Origin of the sequence: Bacillus sp. AFS059628 (assembly GCF_002571225.1) — a bacterium.
GTDB lineage: Bacteria > Bacillota > Bacilli > Bacillales > Bacillaceae_G > Bacillus_A.
Genome location: NZ_NVEC01000057.1, coordinates 1 through 21,151, shown reverse-complemented (window position 1 = coordinate 21,151; position 21,151 = coordinate 1). Strand labels below are relative to the sequence as shown.

Genomic DNA, 21,151 nt, shown 5'->3' with positions numbered 1-21,151 from the left:
CCTTTACTATCTCTGCACAGCTGACAACATCCCCTTCAACTCCAATAAATCATCTATTACTATATCCGCCTGAGCAAGCTCATCTTCTTGTGCAAAATCAAAATTACATCCAATCGCAATCAAACCATTATCTTTCGCTGCGTTTATATCAGATAACCGGTCCCCAACTACCGCTACCTTTTTTATATCATATTTGTTCAAAATACTTTCCACTAAATCGCTTTTATTAAGTGAATTTATTTGTTCAATACTAAACGTTTCAGTAACCCATCGGTCTAAATCATAATAAGATACGATGGCTCGTAAATATTCAATTAAACCATTACTAGCAATATAAATTGAACAATTATTTTCTTTTATATATGTAAAAACTTCTTTTACGTTCGGGTATAAAGCACCTTTTCCACTTTTAATGTTTTCAATTAATCTTTCTAAAAAATATGCATCTGTTTGTTCCCTTACTTCAAGAGAATGGTTCGGTAATAAAGCTTCCCAGACTTTCGGTAATGGAACCCCCATAATTTCACGGTATTTTTCAATAGGTGTTACCTTATCCCATAACTGTAATGATCTTAAATGATCAAATGTATCATCTAACGATAATTCTAAAATTTTATCTGTTTGAAATAACGTTCCGTCCATATCAAAAATTAATGCTTCTAACATGTCATTTTCTCCTTTGGCTCTATATGTTTTACTCGGTATATTTTTCAGCATCTCAACTATAATTTCTGAACAATAATTTGCGGCTGTTTTTGCGAAATCATCATAGGAAATTTGAGCGTCATCGTCGGCACTGTCAGAAATACATCTTATAACGAGAAATGGTACGTCATTTATATGAGCAACATGTCCTATTGCTGCACCTTCCATCTCTGTACAATGCGGTGCATATTCGTCTATTAATTTCGCTTTTAGTTTTGAGTCTTCAACAAAACATTCACCGCTTACAATTCTTCCTTCATGAACCCCTATATGTAAATTACTATTGTTGCATACTGTACGTGCTAACTCTACTAATTTCTTACTTGCGACAAATTCTTCTTGGAACGGGAATAAGTTTTTCATTTGTGTTTTACTTACATCATGGTGGGTAACATTCGTTGAAATAACAATATCACCAACTTTTACATCTCGGTGTAACCCTCCAGCAACACCTGTATTGATGATAGCATCTACATCAAATTTATGAATTAATGTTTGCGTACATGCGGCTGCATTTACTTTCCCTACACCACATTTTGTAACAATTACTTCAGTTCCCATGAATTCTCCAACGTAAAATGGCATTCCCGCAATCGTCTGTTCCTCTTGTATAGCTAGTTTTTCTAAAAGTAAGTCTATTTCAATTTGCATTGCTCCGATAATGCCGATTCTGTTCATGTATGTTGTCCCCTCTTTTCTTATAAATCTACTAATATATTATGTAATGCACTGTAATTTTTAGCTATCCAATTCATTTCATCCGCAAAACGTGAAGGTGGTACACTATGCTGATCCATATTGGTATGAATCCACCATGTACTCTCCATATACCAAAGCATTTGAATTGACCGAACAATACTCCCTACTGGAAAGTCTAATTTATTACGGTATCCCGCTAAAAATGATGCAACAAGACTCTTATTTAATACTCCATCATGTAAGGCACAAGATATAACCGCACGCCCAATGTCCAATTCTACATAATCATAATCCATACGATCAAAATCTAGAATGGCTGAGACTTCATCATTATGGAATAAGAAATTATCTACCCATAGATCACGGTGCACCCATCCTTTTTTACTACTATAAAATTGATCTATATTTACTAATTGTGTTGCGTCTTGCTGTAATTTTATATGGGAGAGAATATGTTCTTTTCCTAACTGTTCTGCTTCTCTCCTTTTATTTTCCCAATGTTTTAACCTTTCCTCTTTAGTTGGCAGAACAAATTTAGGTTTTTCTCCTTTTATTAAAGAGCCATCATTTAACAAATTATGCATTTGACCTATTGTTTTACCAAGAGAGTAGATTTCCTTTTCATTCAATTTTCCAGGTGAAATTAGATTACCTTCTTTATGTTCTAAAACTATAAATCTTTCATTATTTTTTGATAAATGCATTACATTATTTTTATAAGTTAGGAGCTTCGGACAACTTACACCATTATCATGTAATCTTTGTTGTTGATGTAACGCTTGTATTAAAAGTTCTGGGTTATACATTTTGTATCGTTCTTTATTATATTGCTTTAATACAAAAGATCCTGCATCTGTTTCGAGTTTCCACTTCAAATTTAGCCAACCACGATGAATAGGTATTGCATTTCGAATTTCAAACTCAAATAAAGATTCGCACTCCACTTTCAGCTCTTGAAAAATTTTTTTAGCTTTTTCATTAGATAATGGCACTATCATCTTGTTTATCCTTTCTTAACTTGGTGTTCCTTTCATCCTCTCTACCATAACTGAAATTAAAAATTTCGGAAGTACAAGTTGTCTCTTTAATCTTTTCGGCTGTGAGAGTAACCTATACAGCCATTCAGTTCCAGTATCCCTCATGATTTTTGGTGCTCTTTTTACAGTACCAGATATTATATCAATCATGCCTCCGATACCAATAGATAGCGGAACGTTTAATGTTTGCATGTTTTCATAGATGAATTCTTCTTGTTTGGGTGAACCTAGTCCTACTAGTAGTAAGTGCGGCTTAAATTGCTTAATTTTTATTTTCACTTCTTCTATTTCTTCACCATTTATAAAACCATGTTGTCCTTTAAACTGTGCCCCTGGGAACTGCTCATTTAATTTTTTTAGCGCCTTTTTATTACTTTCTGGCGCAGCTCCAAAAAGAAAAACACGATATTCATTGTCATTACAATACTTTATTAACTCATGAGTAATATCTGCCCCTGTAACACGTTCTTTCAAACTTCCTTTTAATATTTTCGAGCCTATTATGACACCAATCCCATCCGCTGTTATTAGATCCGCAGATAGTAACATTTTTTTAAACTGCTTTGATTTTTCTGTATTTTCCTTTGCAGACATAACAATTTCAGGATTTGCAGTTACTACAAATCTTGGTTTCTCTTGTTGTTCATGTAACCAACCTTTTAGCAAACTTATAGCTTTTTCATATTCTAAAGTTGAAAAAGGTATTCCCTTTATAAGTTGGTGATCCACTATACTCTCTCCTTACATAAGCCTCAAGTATTCATCAATATCTTTAGAAATTTGTCTAAAAGCTTTATCCCAAAATGCATAGCTTGTTATATCTATTTCAAAATGTTTTTTCATAAGCTCTTCCACTGGAGCTTTTCCTGTTTCTCGTAAAAACTCTTTATATTTCGAATGAAAAGTACTTTTACTTTCTTGAGCTATTTCTAATAAACTAAAACTAGCTAAATACCCAAATGTGTATGGATAATTATAAAAAGGAACATCTGCTATGTAAAACTGAACATATTTCATCCAAACAAATGGCTGATATTCTAATAATGCATTCCCGTATGCTTGTTCTTGCGATGCAATACATAATTTCTCGATTTCATCAGCACTTAAAGGGCTCTCTTTACATTTTTCATAAAAGTTCTTCTCAAATTCAAATGATGATCGTATTGCCATTACATAATTAAAACAGTTCCTTATTTTCCAACTAAGCACTGACTTTTTCATATCTATACAATCTGTTGTTTGAATTAGATAATTTAAGAGTACCGTTTCAAAGAAAATAGACGCTGATTCAGCTGTACTCATTGGCAAATAATCATCTAAAAAAGAAGTAGATTGTTCAAAGCTCATATTATAAAAATGCCAAGCATGTCCTAGTTCATGTGCAAGTACTCTTACACTATCAATACTTCCATCATAACGCATTGAAATTCGCGATTCTTTCTCACTGAAGAAAGGAGCGCAAAACCCACCTGGTGCTTTATTATCTCTCAGCTCCGCATCTACCCATCCATTCTCTATTGCATTCCGTGCAAATTCTGCTAATTCTTTATCTATATTTTCAAACGCATCGTATATGTTTTGAACCGCTTCTGAAAAAGGGATATGAACCTCATTATTTTCCTTTACGGTCATAAGTTCATGCCATGTAATCGTAGCTTCTTCCTTCTTATACACGTTTACAATACTCGCTAATTTATTAAGGTTTTCTTCTGCCACATTCCACATTTGTAATAATCCATTTACAGAAATGCCATTCGCATGTAAAGATTGAGTTAAAATATCTATGTCTTCTAATTCATTACCCTTTGTATTACGTAATCTCCCTATTTGATTCAATACAGTAGCAAAAATTTCTTTTTCCTTATGTAAAGCAGATGTTAATGACTCGAATACTTCTACTCTTTCCTTTTCATTATTACTATTCATTGCAATATTATTTGCTTGGCCGAATGATAATTGCTTATTATTGTGCTCTATTTCTAATTTATTTCTTAATTGTATGTACATATTTTCCCATGCACTTAGTTCATCTTTTATTAATCTAGTATTATCGGTAATTTCCACTTCACTTTGTGTTATTACCTGCTGTACTTCGCTTTTTAGTTCCTTTACCTTCACAGTCAATATAGTATTGTCAGATGAAACACTTTCTTCAGCCGTTCGGCAATACAAATAGTATTCTGCTTTTTCAATAGCTTGTATAAGTTTTGAAAGGACACCTACATCCTTTGTCTCATAATATTGTTCTTTCAATTCCAATATTGGAGTTAGAATATCCTCAACCGGATACAATCGATCTAAATTCCACCTAGCGATTTCATGCATTTTTATAGCCGCCCCCTATTTTTACAAATAGTTACAGATATTTCTCCCTACACAATTATATATGAAATGGTAAAATTTTAACATCTTTAAATATTTAGATTTCTATAAGCGCATTCTTATTTATATTCTTTTATTCTGCTACTGAAACGCACATACCATAAAAATATGAATGCTACGGCTACTGGAATCAATATTACTCCTCCAATAAAAGGATAAACTACTACGCAACATGTAAAAGCCACTATAGAAAGAATTTTACCTAACTTATTCTTTATTAATTTCATCCCAGCGGCAGTACCGACTATATATGTAACAATTCCTAACGAATTCGGTATTAAAACAATTTTATCTATGCTAATATGGAAAACGAAACTTATTAACAAACCTATTATTGCAATAAAACTTACAACTTTTACTGCATTTGTTGGTGTTCCTCTTTTTTTATTAATATGTGCTAAATAACGCGGTGCAACTTCTTCTTTTCCTAGTGAATAACCTAAGCGCCCCATACTTGCGATAAATGCATTTGTCGTCCCTAGACAAATGATAAAAGCTACAAATCCAATTATCCATGCAAATTGGTCGCCTAATGCTTGCTTCATTACAAGCACAAGAGCTGTAGTATTATCAGCATTGATATGATAGGATTTCGTTCCAATTTCTGATAATGCAATACCTATATATAAAACTCCAATAATAACAATCGCAAATCCCGTAGATAAAATAATATTTCTTTTTCTAGGTGATTTAAATTCAGGAGCTAAACTTGCAATAGCTTCCCAGCCGAAAAAAGACCAAAAAATTAATAATGATGCTTTTATGATTGGGTCTATTTCTTGCATAGAAATATGTACGTTTGTATTTTTCATTTCAATATAAGGTAGTGAACTAATAATTGTTACAATTAAAATAAAGAAAGTTAATACACCAATACATACTTGAAACCACCCAGTCATTTTTAACCCATATAAATTGAAACCAATTGAAATACTTAAAATAATAAGTGCTATAACATAAGAAAAATATGATGATAAATCAAACACTCTCACTATATACATTCCACCAGTCATTGAGACAACAATTTGCCCAACACTACCTGCAATAAAAAAACACCATCCTATAATAGTACCTATATTTTTACCGAAAGCTTTTTCTGCAAAAGTAGCTATTCCACCAGCACTTGGATGCTCAATCGATAAAAATGCGAATGTGAATGCAAGTGGAATACTAAGTGATATCATAATAAGCCAAGAAACAATTGCATTCCCCTCTGCTACACTCGCTGTCATACCAGGTAATATAAGAATTCCTGATCCTAGAACCGCTCCGACGTATAGAGCTGTTCCTTTTTTAATAGAAATTGTTTCATTAAAATGATTGGACATTACATACACCTCCATTTATATTTTAATTATAGAAACTTATCAGTCTATTCAATATACAAAAGTGTATGTAATTTAATATTAGATTTTATATTATGTATTTATTTCAAAAATTTACTTTCAATTTTGTAAAGGAGCATAATTCATGGATGAAATCGATAAGAAAATAACCCTTTTATTACAAGAGGATGCCAGAATGACAATTACAGAAATGACTGATCACCTGCACCTCAGTCGCCCTAGTGTCACAGAAAGACTAAAAAGATTACAAGATGCAGGAATAATTGAAAAGTATACAGCTCGAATATCACTTGATATAATTGGAAAATCAATTCAAGCATTTCTAAGAATCGAAAACTTAAAGATTCCATGCAAAAAATTTGAGGAGAAAATATACGAAGAACAGAGGATTCTTGAATGCCACCGAGTAACAGGTGAAAGCAGCTATTACTTAAAAGTAGCAGTTCACTCTATGAAGGAATTAGAAGAATTAATTGATATCGTTATACCATTTGGAACAGTTAAAACTTCTATGATTTTATCTTCACCAATACCATATCGATCAGTACTTATAGAATAGCAATAAAAAGGTTATCCAAAAAGTATAAAATATACTACTCTTTTGGATAACACCTTACAATTCATTTGAGTTTTTCACTAAACTTCCCTATAAATCCATTTTATTTTCAACTGATATTTTATAATATTTCGCAGATAATTTATAAGAGCGATTTTCATTATAAAAGTTACCTAGTTCATAGGATAGTTCAGCAACTAAGCGATGTTGTTTTTTTTCTAATCCCACTTCAATTGCCTTTTGCATATTTTTCTCATACTCATAATAATCTCCACGTATTTTGAATACTTTAGCTTTCAACCCATATAGTTGGACAAATGCAATTGGCACATCATAAATCGATAAAAAATGAAATGCTTCATTCATAACCTTATTAACATTTTTCCAATCTTTAAGTTCTATGTAAATTTCCAACATGTTACGTAACGCATATACTTTTTGATCTTTCTCTGATAAAAATTCACTTAATTCCAAAGTTTTTTCGTAGTATTTAATGGCATTCGTATAGTCTTTTAAACCTTGATAAATTTTACCGTAATCATATGAAATAATAGGTAAATACTTTGAATCACCATTAGTAGCCAAACTATTTTCTACTTTTTGTAAAATTTCAAGTGCCTTTTCATATAACTCATCCATAATATACAATATTGCAATCATTAAAAGTGTATTTATTACGTTTTTCTGCATACCATTTTTTCTGTATATATTGTAAGCTTTTAAGGCATACAAACGACTAATACTTTTATCTTTATAAAGCTCCTTATATACATGACATAAATTATAGTATATATGACCATGTTGTTCAGTTTCTTCTATGCCAAGTAAACTCTCAGCTTGTACATAAATATCATGCGCAGCGCTGTAGTCTTGTTAATTATAAAAATATAAACCTCGAGCTTTTAAATAATAAATATAATCTTCAGGATCTTGCATTTCGACCTTACTTGGTATCATTTGCGAAGCTTGATCTATAAGCGATTTCGCATATAACAGTTTTTTTTGTCGGACATGATAGTATATAAGTACACCATATACCTTTAGTAATAAAGGGATTGAATCCACTTCACGAACGTATAATTCTAACAAAGATAAGTCACCTTCTGTAATACTTTTATCTTTTTTATATTTATTACATATCTTTAATATAGTAAGCTGTATCTCCTCGAAATTTCCATTTATAAGATAATCACTCTTAACTTCTAACTTCTTAGAAACCTTTTTTATAAAAGAAGATGACGGTTTTATTTTTCCGCTTTCTATTCTACTTAAATATGTTATTGAACATATTCCTAATACGAGTTCCCCCTGTGTTAATCCTTTATGCATTCGAACATGGCGAATACGTTCCCCTATTTCCATCTTTCTACTCTCCCTGCTTAACCATTTCTTACTTTTTTACTAAATAAGCCATTATGTATTGCTTAATCTTTCATATTAAAAAAATGTATAATTTTACAAATGTAAAAAAATGTATCACATATTTTAATTTTACATTCATACTATGATTATTTCTAGATGGCTTGTTAAATTTCATGGTTAAAATTGGGGATTTTCGTCCATTTTTTTCATATGATTTTACTACTTGTTATTAACAAAACCAGAATCATATACTTGAATTACGATCAAACTAATGAAAAGGATTTAACTACATGTAAACTATCATTCTTCATTTAGATAGTTATAGTTCATTACATTTACCTAGTACATAGAAGATATTTATTGTAAACCGAAAAAATTAAATAAATATAATAGACGAATTATTAATATCAAATCCTAGAAATTAATTTATCAAATTATTCAATAAAAATGAAAGGATGATACAAATGTTTGTAAGAATTAAAGATGAATCTTCACGAAAAATAATTAGATATGCTGGAGGCACTGCTTTACTTTTAATATTGGCTTCTTTCATTTATCAGTGGAAAAATGACTTAGTAATTGATCAAACTGAAAGATTCGGCTTTGGACTCGCGATTATCATTTTCCTATCTACCTTCTTACCTTTTAAAGAGAAAGCTAATAAATAATTACATATAAATTAGATTAAAAAAGGATTGATCAAAAGATCAATCCTTTACTCTACTTCATTTAAGAAAAATAACGTTATAACGCCAGGCCCTGTATGTGCTCCGATTGCTGCACCAATTGTATTTACGATAAATACTTTACAGCCAAATCTTTCTGTAATTAATGCTTTTAATGCTTCAGCTGTTTCTAAGTCATCACCGTGAGTCATAGCGATTGTTTGACCTTGAAGGTCTTTTCCGCGCCCTTCCATAATATCTACAATACGGCTTAATACTTTCTTTTTTCCTCGTACTTTTTCAAGTGGTACAAGTTTTCCTTCTTCCACGTTTAAGATTGGCTTAATGTTTAGTAAACCACCGATAAAGCCTGCTACTTTACTTAAACGCCCACCCCTCACTAAATACTGTAAGTCAGCTACAGTGAAGATATGTTCCATATGGTTCATTAGAAAATCAACACGTTTTAAAATATCTTCTTTTGATGCGCCTTCTTTCGCCATTTTAGCAGCTTCTAATACGACAAGCCCTTGGCCAAGCGAAGCACATTTCGTATCAATAATTTCTAAATCTAAATTAGCATATGTTTCTTTCACTTCTTCTTTAATAACAACTGACGATTGATATGTACCGGACAGTTCAGATGAAAAAGCTAAATATATACAAGGATTACCTTCTTTTGCATAAGAAACAAATTTTTCTTGGAAAGTTTCAAGTGAAGGCAATGACGTTCTATAAACAGCGCCTTCTCTCATGTTTTGCAATAATGTAACTGACTCTAATGTAACTCCATCTAAATACTCTGTTTCTGCTTCATCATAAACACGGAGTGGAATTAAATCAATATCATATGCTTGCAGCAATTCTACAGGTAAATCCGCCGCACTATCCGTAATGATTTTAACACCCATTTTTAAACCTCTATTCTGTTATAAATATAAAAAATATAAAATAAAAATAGTACTTTTAAATTATATACGTAAAACTTAAATGAAGAAAGGAAAAGACTTTATATTGTATGCACTATTCTTCAAAACTTGAACTGTTAATAAAAGTAATGCCATTTTAAGCACTTTTTATTTTTTTCTATAACACGAATAATTTTTTGAGTTTTTGTATTTAATTCTTTAATTTTATTTAATCATTTTAAATTTATATGGAGATAGAGCTAGTATTCGGAGGGAGGATGTATATGAATATTCAACTGGCCACATCTAATGATCTGGAATGGATTAATAATCAATATGACTCAATAGGATTTGTACGAAGTGATTTAAAAAGGGATAAAGTCGCAATCATTACATACAACAATGAATATGCAGGTGTTGGTCGTTTAGTCCAAATAGATGAAGATACTATAGAAATGGGTGGGATACTTATTCTCCCTAAATTTAGAGGTCTACAATTAGCTGGGGAACTTGTTTCATTTTTAGTAGAAACTGCGAAGAAATTACAAGTACAACATGTATATTGTCTTCCTTTTGAGGAATTAGAAAACTTTTATAAGAAATATGGCTATACTGAGGTTGATACCGCCAAAGAAGTAGTTCATCCAATTATTCTAAAAAAATATAATTGGTGTTTAGATCATTATGATAAGCATGTTTTATTATTTAAACTGTAAGTACGCCTAAAGAGAGCGTCTATAAAAATACAAATTACTATACCACTCAAATAATAACCGTACTTAATTTGATCGCCATCAGCTTCTACAAGTTATACAATTACTACATACGTTTCCTTTTTCTCCTCTCATTACTTTCGTATAAAAGATTATTTTGTTTAAAATTACCTTAAATCGTATTCCAACAAACTAATCAGAAGGCGAATTCCTATATAATACAATTAAGTGATAAAAAGGAGCGTTATTCATGATAGATGTAGTAAGACTCGTTATTTTTATTGTAGTTGCAATTGGTGCCATTTTTAACATTTACTTAGAATGTAAAAAACCTAAAAAAAGTATATTCTCAATCGTTTTTCTATCAGTACTCTTTATCGGAGCCTCAGGTTTAATCAAAGATATTTTATCTAAACTTTTATAGTTATTTGATTAAAAATTACTGTTTCGTCAATAATGTAAATTACATGATTGTATTTCTCCATTCTCCTTTGGAGAGGAGCAGTTAGCTTTTGCTAGCTGCTCTTTTATTTAAAAATGAATTCATCTATTATCCACAAAATACGTATCATACGCTTTATCAAAAATATATCCTAACTTTTCTGCTAGTTTAGCAGATGTAGTATTTGCTGCATCCCAGTTTGGATATATCCCTTTTTCTAAACAGTCCAAGATTAACGCCGCACTAACTATAGTTGCCAACCCTTTTCTTCTATGATTGTGATCAGTCGCCACTTCGATTTCAATCCCATCATCATAAATGCTATATGATGATGCACCGCATACAACTTCTCCTTTATACAAAATACTAAACCCTATACCTCGGTTTAAATAATCTTCGACTGATTGAAATTGACTTGTAAAATCTTCTGAAACCTTATGTAATGTAGGGATATTTACGATATGTTCATCAATTCTTCGTAACTCATATCCTTCTGGAAGCACTGATATAAAAGATTCTAATTTTAAACAATCAAAAACTTCTGCCTTCCTTTTGAATTTATAGCGTAAAAACTTATCTATTTTTGTTTCGTAGTATGTTTCTAAACGCTTTTTCCACTCTTCACTATTTACGATTACTAACATTCTCTCAGGAATGTTACCTAGTAATTCTTCTGTTTCTTTTGCATTCAAATCCCCAGCGTAAAATGTAAAAATCCCTACCGTAACTTGTGCTACTGTTGGATTTTCAAGATCATTTACCCAAGCGGTACCCATATGCCCTTGTAAATAAGAAAGTAAAACAACGTTATTGAAATCTTGGAACATAGTAACTAATTTTTTTCTTGTATGTATATTCGCTTCATATATCATTTACATTCCCACTTTCCTTAGCATCAATGTACTTCTACTTTTTTCAAAATTCCTTTTATGCTACATACAAGCAAACGTCTTCTAAACTCCACATGTTGTTAAAATATTCATAAATATAAAATTATTATAACATCTAATAATAAGTATAAGATACAACAATCCCGCTTCCGGCGATTACAATACTCTCAACTTTTGTAAAAGGCTCTAGAATTCGCAAAAATTCACAAATCCTATTTTGGCAACATCGATAGTTTCGTTTCGGCTCACAACCCACTTTCACTTTCATATAATATGAGCGGAATATGAAAAAAGCTTGGACAATATAACTTTAACGAAAGGAATTTACACTAACACTAAGGAATCATACATATTTTTCGCTATAAATACATATAACAATTTCATCTTTCATGAAAAAAACGTTATAATGAAGTGTAGCCTCTACGATTACGTTATAAAGGAGATTAAAACAATGGCTAAAATTAAAGTATATCAAGCAAAAGAAGAAAATATGGAAGCAGTAAAGAACATCATTGATGTTGAAGAACAAAATCCAACTGCTGAAAACTTACAAAATCTATACGCATGTGTATTAGATACTGAAGATATGGCATTGCCTGAATCATACATTGAAGAAGATATCTTAATTGATTCTATTGAAGTTATGGTTAACGCTTCTCAAAACAAAGTAAGAGACTTAGGTGCTTATGATGTAATCGAAGTACAAAACAAAGGTAAGAAAACACAAATTTTATTATTAGCAGACGAAGAATACGAAATCATTGAAGGCTAATCTAAATCCGTACATACGAAAAAGCTCCCTTCCAATTGGAAAGGAGCTTTTTCATTACGCTTTTGATGTTTCATTCTTTTTATTCGTTTGTTGTTTCTTAATTACCATACGCTCATTTCCCATAAAGAAAATAAATATGAATGCTAAACCAGCTGGTACCAATGCCCACATAAATGTTTGAACAATTGAGCTAGAAAGAGCGTCAATAATTTTATCTAATATTTGCGGCGGGATTTGAGATCTTGCCGATTCTGATAGAATAGCTCTTGAATCTCCTAAAGCGTTTGTATTCATTCCCCCGCTCATCCCTTTAAACGCTTCTTCTAATTGATCTTGGAAACCTGTTCTTTGGATCATTCCGAAGATTGTAATACCTAATGTCATTCCTAACGAACGAATGAAGTTACTCGTTGAAGTCGCAGATCCTCTCTGTTCCATACCGAAGTTGTGAATAGCTGCCATACTTAGTACAGAGAATGAGAATCCAACTCCAAACCCGATAATAATCATATACACTGTTAATAATGCACGACTTGTTTCTGGTGTTAATGTGCTTAATAAAAATAGTCCAATTAGCATAATAACCGCAGAAATAATCATAATGTTTCGGTAGCTAAGCTTCGTCGTTAAAAATCCACCTAATTGCGCCGTTACGACTGAGCCTAACATCATCGGTAAAAGTAATAATCCCGAGTTTGTTGCACTCCCGCCGTATACACCTTGAATGAATAACGGTATATACACAGTTGCTGACATAAACGCAGCACCGTAACATAATGCAATAATAGTACTCATGCCGAATAATCGCTGTTTAAACATTTCAAATGAAATGATCGGTTCTTCTACTTTACGTTCAATAAAAATGAATGCAATGATTAAAATAGCGAATCCACCGAATAAACTTAAAATAAAACTAGAATCCCAATCATACTTTTGTCCACCAAGCTCTAAAGCAAACATTAAACAAACTACTGCACCAACTAAAGTAATTGCACCAAACCAGTCAATTTTTTGCTTTCTATGAACTCGTGACTCTTTATAAAAGAATGTAATAAAAATAAGTGCTAAAACGCCAAGCGGTAAGTTAATATAAAATACCCAGTGCCAGCTAATATAATCTGTAATATACGCACCAAGTAATGGACCAAAAATACTGGATAAACCAAATACCGCTCCGAATAATCCACCCATTTTCCCGCGCTTTTCTGGAGGGAAAATATCAAAAACGATAGTAAACGCGATCGGCACTAATGCCCCGCCGCCAATACCTTGAATGGCACGATAAATACCTAACTGTGTAATATTTTCAGCAGTACCACAAAGTGCCGAACCAATCATAAAGACAATTAAACCGAAAATAAAGAATCTCTTTCTACCATACATATCTGATAGTTTACCGAATATCGGCATACCTGCCATTTCTGCGACCATATAGGCAGAAACGACCCATACAAAGTTTTCAAGGCCTCCTAAGTCACCAACGATCGTTCCCATCGCTGTTACGACAATGGTATTATCCATTGATGCCATTAAAATGCCTAGCAATAAGCCCGCCACAACAAAGCCGAGCTTATTATTCTTTTCAACCATAACCTTGCTCTCCCTCGTACTACTTATATTTGTTTATGTTCTTTTACAACTGCATTACCTTTTTGGTTAAAGCTAGTATGATATTCTACAACACTAATTTTACACCCTGGACCAATAGTAACGTTGTTTCCTCTTACTACTTCAGCGATAGTATGCTCTAAATAAATTTCATCTCCTTCAATGATAGACGTTTGGAGGCTTCCAGCATGACTTGTAAATGGAATAAATCTCGCTTTTTTACGAACAGAAATCTTTTTACCACCGATTTCTCTCACTTTGCTCCCTTCATAACGAAGTGAAATTTCAATATTTTCAGCATTAAGTAATCCATCACTTTCAAGACCACCCGTTAGTGATAATTCCTCTACTTCAATATCTCCTTTCACATTTAAAGCGCCTTTCACATCTACGAAATCACCAGTAAACTTTCCCTTAACTTCTATCATACCTCTTACTTTTGTTTTTTCAATATGTGCATCACTATGCATTTGTGTGTTTCCATATACTTTTACATATTCCGCAGTTACATTTCCTTGTACTTCACTATCACCATACACGACATAGTTTTTCACTTTCATATTACCGCGCACTTCACTCGTGCCGTACGTTTTAAATTCATTACAGCTCATATCATTAGAAATTGTTCCTTCACCGCGTATCTTCACTTTGTTATAATCCCCGCCTGCTGAACTACCAGAACCATTGACAGTAAGACTATGTGAATGTTCCATATTACTTTCTCCCTCCTATTAAACCTGCTTTATTTCTTTTACATTTGCGCTTTTATCAACAGTAAGAACACCGGTATATTCAATGAGTTCAATCTCACAGTTCGGTCCTACTGTAACATTATTTCCTCTTACCGTTCTTATGTGAGCATAATCAATATCGATATTATCACCTTCTAACAGTTCAGCTTCTAATTGTAAACCAAATACTGATTTAAACAATCTACTAAAAGTACCCATCCTATGTTTTACTTTAATCGTTTGACCACCAATTTCTTTCGCTCGACATGTACCGTGAATATTTATATTTATTTCATCCGCGCTTAATAATCCACCAATTGTAAACTGTCCATCAGAAGAAAAAGTATCCACTTCACAGTTGCCATCAATCGTCGCTTGACCATTGATTTTAAATTCTTCACCAGTGACATTCCCACCTACCGTACCTTTTCCTGCAATTTTCAAACTGTTTGCCTTCACATCTTTCGTAATAGTTGCTTTTCCATCTATTCGCATCGTTTCAGCATGAACTGTGCCATCGACTTTACCAGATCCGCTAATTCGTGCACTGTTACTTTTTAAATCGCCAGTAACGGCACCGTAACCGTTACATTCAAATTTTTCACATTCAACATTTCCATTCACAGTCCCTTTTCCATTTAATTGCACTTTATGAAACTCGCCGCCATTCGATGAACCGTAACCATTTATAATTAAATTTTCTGTACGCATAATTTCTCTCCCACTACAATAGTTTCGTTTTTAATGCTTCCGTATATTTCATAATCGCTTCACGTAAAACAATTTTGGTGCCTTTTTCAAAAATTAAATCGTCTACGTTTGAAACTAAGAAACAAGTAGAAATCCCTAACTTTCGGACGATAATTAAATCACAAGTTTTATGCTTAATCGCTTCATAATTTTCACATAAAACTTGCAAGATCATTTTTCCTTCTTCTAAACTAATTTCTCCCGATTGCAGTAATTCTTCTAACATATACACATACAGAATATCTGCAAACTGATACTCTGTTGTTTTATTCGTTTGTTCTATAAAGAATTGTAAAACTGGCTCTGATGCAATCCCTTTACGTAATATGTCTTCCTTTGTTAAAAGGATTTCTCTTACACTCGGTGAAAACATATTTGCTAGTTCATCAAGTGATAAATCCTCTTTCATCGTTTGGATTTTATCAATACGCTCTAATATCTTTTCTTTCGGAAAAAATGTCTCTTGACCCGTGAATGTTGACTTTCGTACAAACCAATCTTCCGGTATTAAATTTTTTCTTTTCCACCTATATAACTGTCCGTATGAAATACCAGTTAGTTCTAATAAATCTTTTTTTGAAATTAAATCTGTACTCAACTGTATAACACTCCTTCCTGACAACAATGTAACATAACACTGTTACGCTGTAAATAGACTTTTATCATAAGTAGCGTAACAATGTGTAAAACAACCCTGTTTCACACACAAAAACAGGGTTCTCACGCATCTTATAAAATGCGTAAAAACCCTTATATATCACCATGTAAACCATATGTCATAAAAATCAATCCAGCCTTGTGAATTAATCATTATATTTTGTACTTTTTCATGAGAAGTCACTTGTTGTTTGTTACGGTATAAAGGAATTATATGAATGTGACGTAACAAAGTGTCTTCAATTTCACGTAACAATGTAACTCTATTCTCTAATTGTTCTTGTTTAAAATAAGAGGACAACGTTTTATGAAAGTCCATGCTGCTTTGCCCATGAATAAAACTATTTCTTGTAAGAAACATATATAGCAGACTATCTTCAATTCGTTCGCTAATAGTTGCACTATCATGCATCATATCAGCCTTCTGTATCGTACTTATTTCCAATAACTCTTCTATGTCAAGAAAATTAGTTTCTACACGAATCCCGTACTTCGCACACTCCTTTTGTATCCATTGTGCATCTTCAACGTGATCTCGTCCTGTAAATGTATAGAGTTGTAGCACTTCATTATGATACATACTTCTCTTAATTAAACTTTCTATATCTTCCTCAATTTCTACTATGCTTTCATTTGCTAATATTAGTTTCTTCGCTACTTCTCCACGTTCTCCGCTAAGTTCTTGAACAATTTTATCGCCATGAATAATTTGATGTAGCGCCTTTCGCAATAGCTCATCTTGCATTGGCCCTTCTTTTACAAGATTACACGTTACATATGTCACGTTCGATTCAAGCCGAGAAATTTCTTTATTATGTTTTTCTTTATCTTTATACTGCGCCTTTACTAACACGTCATATGTATTTACACTTCGCTCCACATTCAATAGTTCAATTCGGTCAAGGAAAGGTCTTTCGCGATAATATAAATCATGGGCTTCTAGTACAAATAGATTTGCATTCTTCTCTCGTAATGAAAAAGGCCCTGTACCAATGAAGTTTCCTGCTTCATCTTCATGTACGATAGAACACTGTTCTGCGCTAAGCATATGTAAAAACATCTTATTTTCCGTATGTAATCGAATTTCAACAACATATTCATCCACCGCACGGACATTTTCAACATGTTGCAACATCCATGCATGTGGGTTGTTTTCAGCTTTCATAAATCGATTCAATGAATGTATAACATGATGTGCGGTAAGTCGTTTTCCATTATGAAGACGAACTCCTTTTCGTAAATAAAAAGTCCATACCTTTTCAACATCATCAAATTCCCAATGAAAAGCAATCCTTGGTTCTATAGAGTTTGTTTCTTCATTTACATATACAAGTGTATCAAAAATATGTTTAACCATATGACATTCTGAGCGCATTGTAGCGTAAACCGGATCTAAAGCGATGTCCAGGTTCATTTGTACTTGTAAACGAAGGACATCTTTTCTTCCTTCAGGTGTCCGTTCTATTTGATGACCAAATATGGAATCTACCCAAGCTTCATACTCTTTCTTTACCGATGGAAATTGTGAGCTGTAGCGTTCCACAAATGAAATTCCACTTTTCACATCTCCTTTTTTCGTTAGTTCTTTTCCTCTTTCTAAAATTAGTGGAATTGGTTGCTTTTGAAATATTAATTTAGAACGATTCCCTCTCCCGCGACCTGGAAACCAAACAATCCAACGTAGTTCTTCTAATTTTTTTATTATTAATTTACTATTACGCTCCGTACAAAATAATGTTTCTGCTATCATCTGTACGGTTACTTCTAATCGTTCTCCTTCTCGTCTCCCTTTACCATAGGCATACCATAGTTCAATGTATTGATCTAAAATAAACATCATAATCCCCCTAAAAGGTGAAAAATACTCCCTATTCTTTCTACCCTTTTTCCATTTCTCCTTTCATCTTATCATTTCAATATAGAAAGGAGGAATTAATATTGAACAATCTCTTACTACGTTATAACAAACCAATTATTATAAGACTGGGCGGCGAATTATTAACCCGCACGACTGAATCTATGTTAGCCCTCATAATGATTATTTACGTTAATAAAATGTTAAACGGTAATATAATAATCACCATGCTCATTTTTGGACTACAACCTCTTTCAGATATCATATTTACACTTATTGCTGGGGGAATTACTGATAAATATGGGCGAAAGAAAATTATGTTACTCGGCTTATTGCTGCAAGGCGTTGCAATCGGCAGCTTCGTCTTTGCTCAATCTGTTTTTATATTTGCATTGTTATACGTCATAAATGGGGTTGGCCGTTCCTTATATATTCCCGCTCAACGTGCACAAATTGCTGATTTAACAAAACAAAAACAGCAAGCAGCAATTTTTGCTCTTTTGCATACGATGGCTGCAATTGGTTCCGTAATTGGTCCCATAATTGGTGCTATCTTTTATCAAACTCATCCTGAATATTTATTTATCATGCAAAGCATTACACTTATGGTATATGCAGTAGTTGTATGGACACAGCTTCCAGAAACCGCTCCAGTACTTACAAAACCTAAGCAAAAACTTGAAGTATCATCTCCAAAACAATTTGTACACAAACATTACGCTGTTTTGGGACTTATGATTACTACACTTCCTATTAGCTTTTTTTATGCACAAACTGAGACAAATTATCGCATTTTCGCTAAAGATATATTTCCAGATTTCGTATTCATACTCGCCTTTATTTCAACATGCAAAGCTATTATGGAAATCATTCTACAAATTTTCCTCGTGAAATGGTCTGAACGATTTTCCATGACGAAAATTATACTTATTTCTTATATCTGCTTTACGATAGCTGCAATTGGCTATGGGTTTTCAGCAACAATCTTGTCACTATTTTTCACATTACTCTTTTTAGTCATTGGAGAAAGTATTGCTTTCAACCATTTACTTCGATTCGTTTCAGAAATCGCTCCTACGGATAAACGCGGATTGTATTTCTCAATTCACGGGTTACATTGGGATATATCTCGAACGTGTGGTCCTGTACTAGGTGCGGTTTTATTAAGTCAATTAAACGGTAGCATGCTATTTTATATTTGTGCTTGTTTCCTAGTAGCTGGAGGAATTATTCAAGCACTGTTTATCCAAAATGTAGAACGTAATAAAATAAATAAAAACGTTTCGGAGCATACTACTCATATTTTATAGGATGCTTTCTTTATAAAAAGAAGGATGTCACAAAAGTCCCGAGACTATTGTGACATCCTTTTTTATTACCCTGCCATTTTATTAATACTATCTTCTGGCGAAAATACCGAAATATGATTTACTTTACCAATCGATTTTGGAATAATGAATTTTAACTCAAACTGATTGTTTACTTTATATACATATATTTTGTCTTCCCCATTTATCTTAACTGCAGCTGGTTTTCCTAATGCTTTCTCTATATCTTGTAATGTAATTGATTTTAGTTCAGCATGATAGGAGCGTACATCAAAAACTTGTGATCCTTTATTAAAACCAAAGCTAACATTTTTATTTGTAAAGGTAGCGTACATTCCATTCCCTGCTTGTTCCGTTTTATCAGCTTTTCCCCATGCTTTTTCTATTTCTTCAATATCTCCTGTATGTGCTGCGAACGGAACGTTAGGTACTTTTCCTTCTTTCGCTAATTCAAACAATTCTTTAACGTGGTTAATTGATTTTTGGTTAATTACTGTATCTTTCGAGCGTGAATCTGTACCTGATTTTGTTGATCCTTCATTATTTGATTTTGCATCAGATTCTTTCTTTTCTTCAGCAGAATTATTATGTTCATTTTTACTATTTTCTGATGTTCGGCTTGTTTCCTTTTGTTCATCGGTCCCTTTACATGCTGCTAATGCAAATAGGCACGTAAAAGCGAGAAATAACATAGCTATCTTTACATACACTTTCATACATTTCAGCCTCCTATTGTAATCCTATTCATTTTGATAACCAATCCATTACGCTACTTTTCAAATTATATTTGTTCCCAAAAGTAAATGCCTCACTTTCTCCTAGTGCTTGTACAACATCCTCTACAAAAGCTGTTCCTAAAAAATAACCAAGTCGGTTGTATCCAAAGTATTGCCCGCCAGATAACCGAAACCACTCTTTCTCTTTTTCGAACGTCCATCCTTCTATATAATCTGCCAAAAAACGTTTCTTTATATGTTCTTCATTTTCTATATAGCATTGTAACCAACGTTCACCTTCATTGTTATATGAGTAGTACACTGATTCATTTACGCCTTTTATAATTTGTTTTGATAAATATGTTGCAACACCTTCACGATACAAAATAACTGCCGCGTCAGTCCACTCAGCTTTTTCCCAATCCATCCCATCATTTTGTAACATAACATTATGATATATATGGCCTATTTCGTGAGCGACAATAACACGAAGATGATTTACATCTGAAGATAATTTTTCTGCTGCAAAAAATATGTCACCAATGATTTCCCTTTCTACAAATGCATTAGAGCCAAAAGTTCCAACAAATAAATGAAACCGCATATTTACATCAAGATTATATTTATTATGATATTCATTCGTTATCTCTTGAATAATACTCGGTAATGTTTCTGCAATGATATGAATATCTTCTAGTTTCACGGGATATTGTTTAATGGCAGTAGAAATACGTTCTCTCGTTTTAGGACAATGATACTTAAAGTATTCTTCAAATACCTCAGGATGTAAAATGAAGTATTGATTAAGAATTTCTAATTCTACATCTTCACTTTCCCATAATTTTAAAAAATTTGGAATTGTATTATTTATCATTTTTCCCATCTCCTTATATACCCCTTCTCGCCAATTACACTACAATCCTGCCTTAAATATAGAAAAAGCAACAAAGAATGAAGTGAACCCGAATAGTGGTACATGAAAAAACACCTCCTGAATTCGCATACTAAGTGAAGTGACCCAATGAAATA

Annotated in this window: 20 protein-coding genes and 2 pseudogenes; 6 read left to right on the top strand and 16 right to left on the bottom strand. The window is 32.7% G+C overall.

Annotated features, from left to right (window positions below; all coding sequences use genetic code 11):
- Nucleotides 1-6 precede the first annotated feature (6 nt).
- The 5 genes from COL05_RS18955 to COL05_RS18935 form a co-directional block, all read right to left on the bottom strand.
- Nucleotides 7-1,383 carry a 5'-methylthioadenosine/adenosylhomocysteine nucleosidase gene (locus tag COL05_RS18955; protein ID WP_098669724.1) on the bottom strand — a complete coding sequence of 459 codons (1,377 nt, stop codon included), beginning with the start codon at nt 1,381-1,383 and terminating at the stop codon, nt 7-9.
- A gap of 20 nt (nt 1,384-1,403) precedes the next feature.
- Complete coding sequence (locus tag COL05_RS18950) at nt 1,404-2,402, bottom strand: phosphotransferase (protein ID WP_098669723.1); 999 nt, start codon at nt 2,400-2,402, stop codon at nt 1,404-1,406.
- Between the two features lie 15 nt (nt 2,403-2,417).
- Nucleotides 2,418-3,170 carry a WecB/TagA/CpsF family glycosyltransferase gene (locus COL05_RS18945; protein ID WP_098669722.1) on the bottom strand — a complete coding sequence of 251 codons (753 nt, stop codon included), beginning with the start codon at nt 3,168-3,170 and terminating at the stop codon, nt 2,418-2,420.
- A gap of 12 nt (nt 3,171-3,182) precedes the next feature.
- Complete coding sequence (locus COL05_RS18940; protein ID WP_098669721.1) at nt 3,183-4,766, bottom strand: M3 family metallopeptidase; 1,584 nt, start codon at nt 4,764-4,766, stop codon at nt 3,183-3,185.
- Nucleotides 4,767-4,882: 116 nt separating this feature from the next.
- On the bottom strand, nt 4,883-6,151 hold the full coding sequence (locus COL05_RS18935; RefSeq protein WP_098669720.1) for an APC family permease: 1,269 nt from the start codon (nt 6,149-6,151) through the stop codon (nt 4,883-4,885).
- 142 nt (nt 6,152-6,293) lie between these two features.
- Here COL05_RS18935 and COL05_RS18930 point away from each other — a divergent pair, with 142 nt between their 5' ends.
- On the top strand, nt 6,294-6,728 hold the full coding sequence (locus COL05_RS18930) for an Lrp/AsnC family transcriptional regulator (protein WP_098669719.1): 435 nt from the start codon (nt 6,294-6,296) through the stop codon (nt 6,726-6,728).
- Between the two features lie 87 nt (nt 6,729-6,815).
- Here the strand turns inward: COL05_RS18930 and COL05_RS31955 are convergent.
- Nucleotides 6,816-8,087 (bottom strand): annotated as a pseudogene (locus COL05_RS31955) (helix-turn-helix domain-containing protein).
- 464 nt (nt 8,088-8,551) lie between these two features.
- Here COL05_RS31955 and COL05_RS18915 point away from each other — a divergent pair.
- Complete coding sequence (locus COL05_RS18915) at nt 8,552-8,755, top strand: hypothetical protein (protein WP_098669717.1); 204 nt, start codon at nt 8,552-8,554, stop codon at nt 8,753-8,755.
- A gap of 47 nt (nt 8,756-8,802) precedes the next feature.
- On the opposite strand, the gene COL05_RS18910 is transcribed toward COL05_RS18915, so the two are convergent.
- Complete coding sequence (locus tag COL05_RS18910; RefSeq protein WP_098669716.1) at nt 8,803-9,663, bottom strand: DegV family protein; 861 nt, start codon at nt 9,661-9,663, stop codon at nt 8,803-8,805.
- Nucleotides 9,664-9,944: 281 nt separating this feature from the next.
- Here COL05_RS18910 and COL05_RS18905 point away from each other — a divergent pair, with 281 nt between their 5' ends.
- On the top strand, nt 9,945-10,376 hold the full coding sequence (locus COL05_RS18905) for a GNAT family N-acetyltransferase (RefSeq protein WP_098669715.1): 432 nt from the start codon (nt 9,945-9,947) through the stop codon (nt 10,374-10,376).
- A gap of 247 nt (nt 10,377-10,623) precedes the next feature.
- The gene (locus COL05_RS31440; RefSeq protein WP_098669714.1) at nt 10,624-10,797 is read left to right on the top strand and encodes a hypothetical protein; all 174 of its coding nucleotides are present in this window, start codon (nt 10,624-10,626) and stop codon (nt 10,795-10,797) included.
- 119 nt (nt 10,798-10,916) lie between these two features.
- Here the strand turns inward: COL05_RS31440 and COL05_RS18895 are convergent, their stop codons facing one another.
- Entirely contained in the window at nt 10,917-11,687 is a 771-nt protein-coding gene (locus COL05_RS18895; protein WP_098669713.1) for a GNAT family N-acetyltransferase, read from the bottom strand.
- A gap of 145 nt (nt 11,688-11,832) precedes the next feature.
- A pseudogene (locus COL05_RS32455) lies at nt 11,833-11,961 on the bottom strand (BC_2878 family exosporium-associated protein); the annotation flags it as partial.
- Between the two features lie 195 nt (nt 11,962-12,156).
- Between COL05_RS32455 and COL05_RS18885 the strand changes: the two are divergent.
- Nucleotides 12,157-12,477, top strand: a complete 321-nt coding sequence (locus COL05_RS18885) for a hypothetical protein (protein ID WP_098669712.1) — start codon at nt 12,157-12,159, stop codon at nt 12,475-12,477.
- Between the two features lie 54 nt (nt 12,478-12,531).
- Here the strand turns inward: COL05_RS18885 and COL05_RS18880 are convergent, their stop codons facing one another.
- The 5 genes from COL05_RS18880 to COL05_RS18860 all read right to left on the bottom strand — a co-directional run bounded on the left by COL05_RS18880 (nt 12,532) and on the right by COL05_RS18860 (nt 18,060).
- On the bottom strand, nt 12,532-14,067 hold the full coding sequence (locus COL05_RS18880) for an MDR family MFS transporter (RefSeq protein ID WP_098669711.1): 1,536 nt from the start codon (nt 14,065-14,067) through the stop codon (nt 12,532-12,534).
- A 23-nt stretch (nt 14,068-14,090) separates the two neighbouring features.
- Nucleotides 14,091-14,798: a cytoplasmic protein gene (locus COL05_RS18875; RefSeq protein ID WP_098669710.1), complete on the bottom strand. Its 708-nt coding sequence runs from the start codon at nt 14,796-14,798 to the stop codon at nt 14,091-14,093.
- 18 nt (nt 14,799-14,816) lie between these two features.
- Nucleotides 14,817-15,527, bottom strand: a complete 711-nt coding sequence (locus COL05_RS18870) for a bactofilin family protein (RefSeq protein WP_098669709.1) — start codon at nt 15,525-15,527, stop codon at nt 14,817-14,819.
- Between the two features lie 13 nt (nt 15,528-15,540).
- The gene (locus COL05_RS18865) at nt 15,541-16,164 is read right to left on the bottom strand and encodes a YhbD family protein (protein WP_098669708.1); all 624 of its coding nucleotides are present in this window, start codon (nt 16,162-16,164) and stop codon (nt 15,541-15,543) included.
- Nucleotides 16,165-16,323: 159 nt separating this feature from the next.
- A complete protein-coding gene (locus COL05_RS18860; protein WP_098669707.1) occupies nt 16,324-18,060 on the bottom strand; it encodes an ABC transporter substrate-binding protein in 1,737 nt (578 codons plus the stop codon).
- Between the two features lie 101 nt (nt 18,061-18,161).
- On the opposite strand from COL05_RS18860, the gene COL05_RS18855 reads away from it, so the two are divergent.
- Nucleotides 18,162-19,388 carry an MDR family MFS transporter gene (locus COL05_RS18855; protein WP_098669706.1) on the top strand — a complete coding sequence of 409 codons (1,227 nt, stop codon included), beginning with the start codon at nt 18,162-18,164 and terminating at the stop codon, nt 19,386-19,388.
- 65 nt (nt 19,389-19,453) lie between these two features.
- On the opposite strand, the gene COL05_RS18850 is transcribed toward COL05_RS18855, so the two are convergent.
- Together COL05_RS18850 and COL05_RS18845 are read right to left on the bottom strand one after the other, a co-directional pair.
- Nucleotides 19,454-20,122 (bottom strand): YjgB family protein, encoded by a 669-nt coding sequence (locus COL05_RS18850; RefSeq protein WP_098669705.1) that lies wholly within the window; start codon nt 20,120-20,122, stop codon nt 19,454-19,456.
- Between the two features lie 28 nt (nt 20,123-20,150).
- Nucleotides 20,151-20,996, bottom strand: coding sequence for an aminopeptidase (locus tag COL05_RS18845; RefSeq protein WP_098669704.1), 846 nt, complete (start codon nt 20,994-20,996; stop codon nt 20,151-20,153).
- Nucleotides 20,997-21,151: the final 155 nt, after the last annotated feature.

Excerpts from the sequence above, each read along its gene's own strand:
- COL05_RS18930 (WP_098669719.1), top strand. The coding sequence starts at position 6,294 with ATGGATGAAATCGATAAGAAAATAACCCTTTTATTACAAGAGGATGCC.
- COL05_RS18860 (WP_098669707.1), bottom strand. The coding sequence starts at position 18,060 with ATGTTTATTTTAGATCAATACATTGAACTATGGTATGCCTATGGTAAA.
- COL05_RS18935 (WP_098669720.1), bottom strand. The coding sequence starts at position 6,151 with ATGTCCAATCATTTTAATGAAACAATTTCTATTAAAAAAGGAACAGCT.
- COL05_RS18915 (WP_098669717.1), top strand. The coding sequence starts at position 8,552 with ATGTTTGTAAGAATTAAAGATGAATCTTCACGAAAAATAATTAGATAT.
- COL05_RS18875 (WP_098669710.1), bottom strand. The coding sequence starts at position 14,798 with ATGGAACATTCACATAGTCTTACTGTCAATGGTTCTGGTAGTTCAGCA.
- COL05_RS18845 (WP_098669704.1), bottom strand. The coding sequence starts at position 20,996 with ATGATAAATAATACAATTCCAAATTTTTTAAAATTATGGGAAAGTGAA.
- COL05_RS18950 (WP_098669723.1), bottom strand. The coding sequence starts at position 2,402 with ATGATAGTGCCATTATCTAATGAAAAAGCTAAAAAAATTTTTCAAGAG.
- COL05_RS18895 (WP_098669713.1), bottom strand. The coding sequence starts at position 11,687 with ATGATATATGAAGCGAATATACATACAAGAAAAAAATTAGTTACTATG.
- COL05_RS31440 (WP_098669714.1), top strand. The coding sequence starts at position 10,624 with ATGATAGATGTAGTAAGACTCGTTATTTTTATTGTAGTTGCAATTGGT.
- COL05_RS18955 (WP_098669724.1), bottom strand. The coding sequence starts at position 1,383 with ATGAACAGAATCGGCATTATCGGAGCAATGCAAATTGAAATAGACTTA.
- COL05_RS18880 (WP_098669711.1), bottom strand. The coding sequence starts at position 14,067 with ATGGTTGAAAAGAATAATAAGCTCGGCTTTGTTGTGGCGGGCTTATTG.
- COL05_RS18870 (WP_098669709.1), bottom strand. The coding sequence starts at position 15,527 with ATGCGTACAGAAAATTTAATTATAAATGGTTACGGTTCATCGAATGGC.
- COL05_RS18940 (WP_098669721.1), bottom strand. The coding sequence starts at position 4,766 with ATGCATGAAATCGCTAGGTGGAATTTAGATCGATTGTATCCGGTTGAG.
- COL05_RS18850 (WP_098669705.1), bottom strand. The coding sequence starts at position 20,122 with ATGAAAGTGTATGTAAAGATAGCTATGTTATTTCTCGCTTTTACGTGC.
- COL05_RS18885 (WP_098669712.1), top strand. The coding sequence starts at position 12,157 with ATGGCTAAAATTAAAGTATATCAAGCAAAAGAAGAAAATATGGAAGCA.
- COL05_RS18910 (WP_098669716.1), bottom strand. The coding sequence starts at position 9,663 with ATGGGTGTTAAAATCATTACGGATAGTGCGGCGGATTTACCTGTAGAA.
- COL05_RS18905 (WP_098669715.1), top strand. The coding sequence starts at position 9,945 with ATGAATATTCAACTGGCCACATCTAATGATCTGGAATGGATTAATAAT.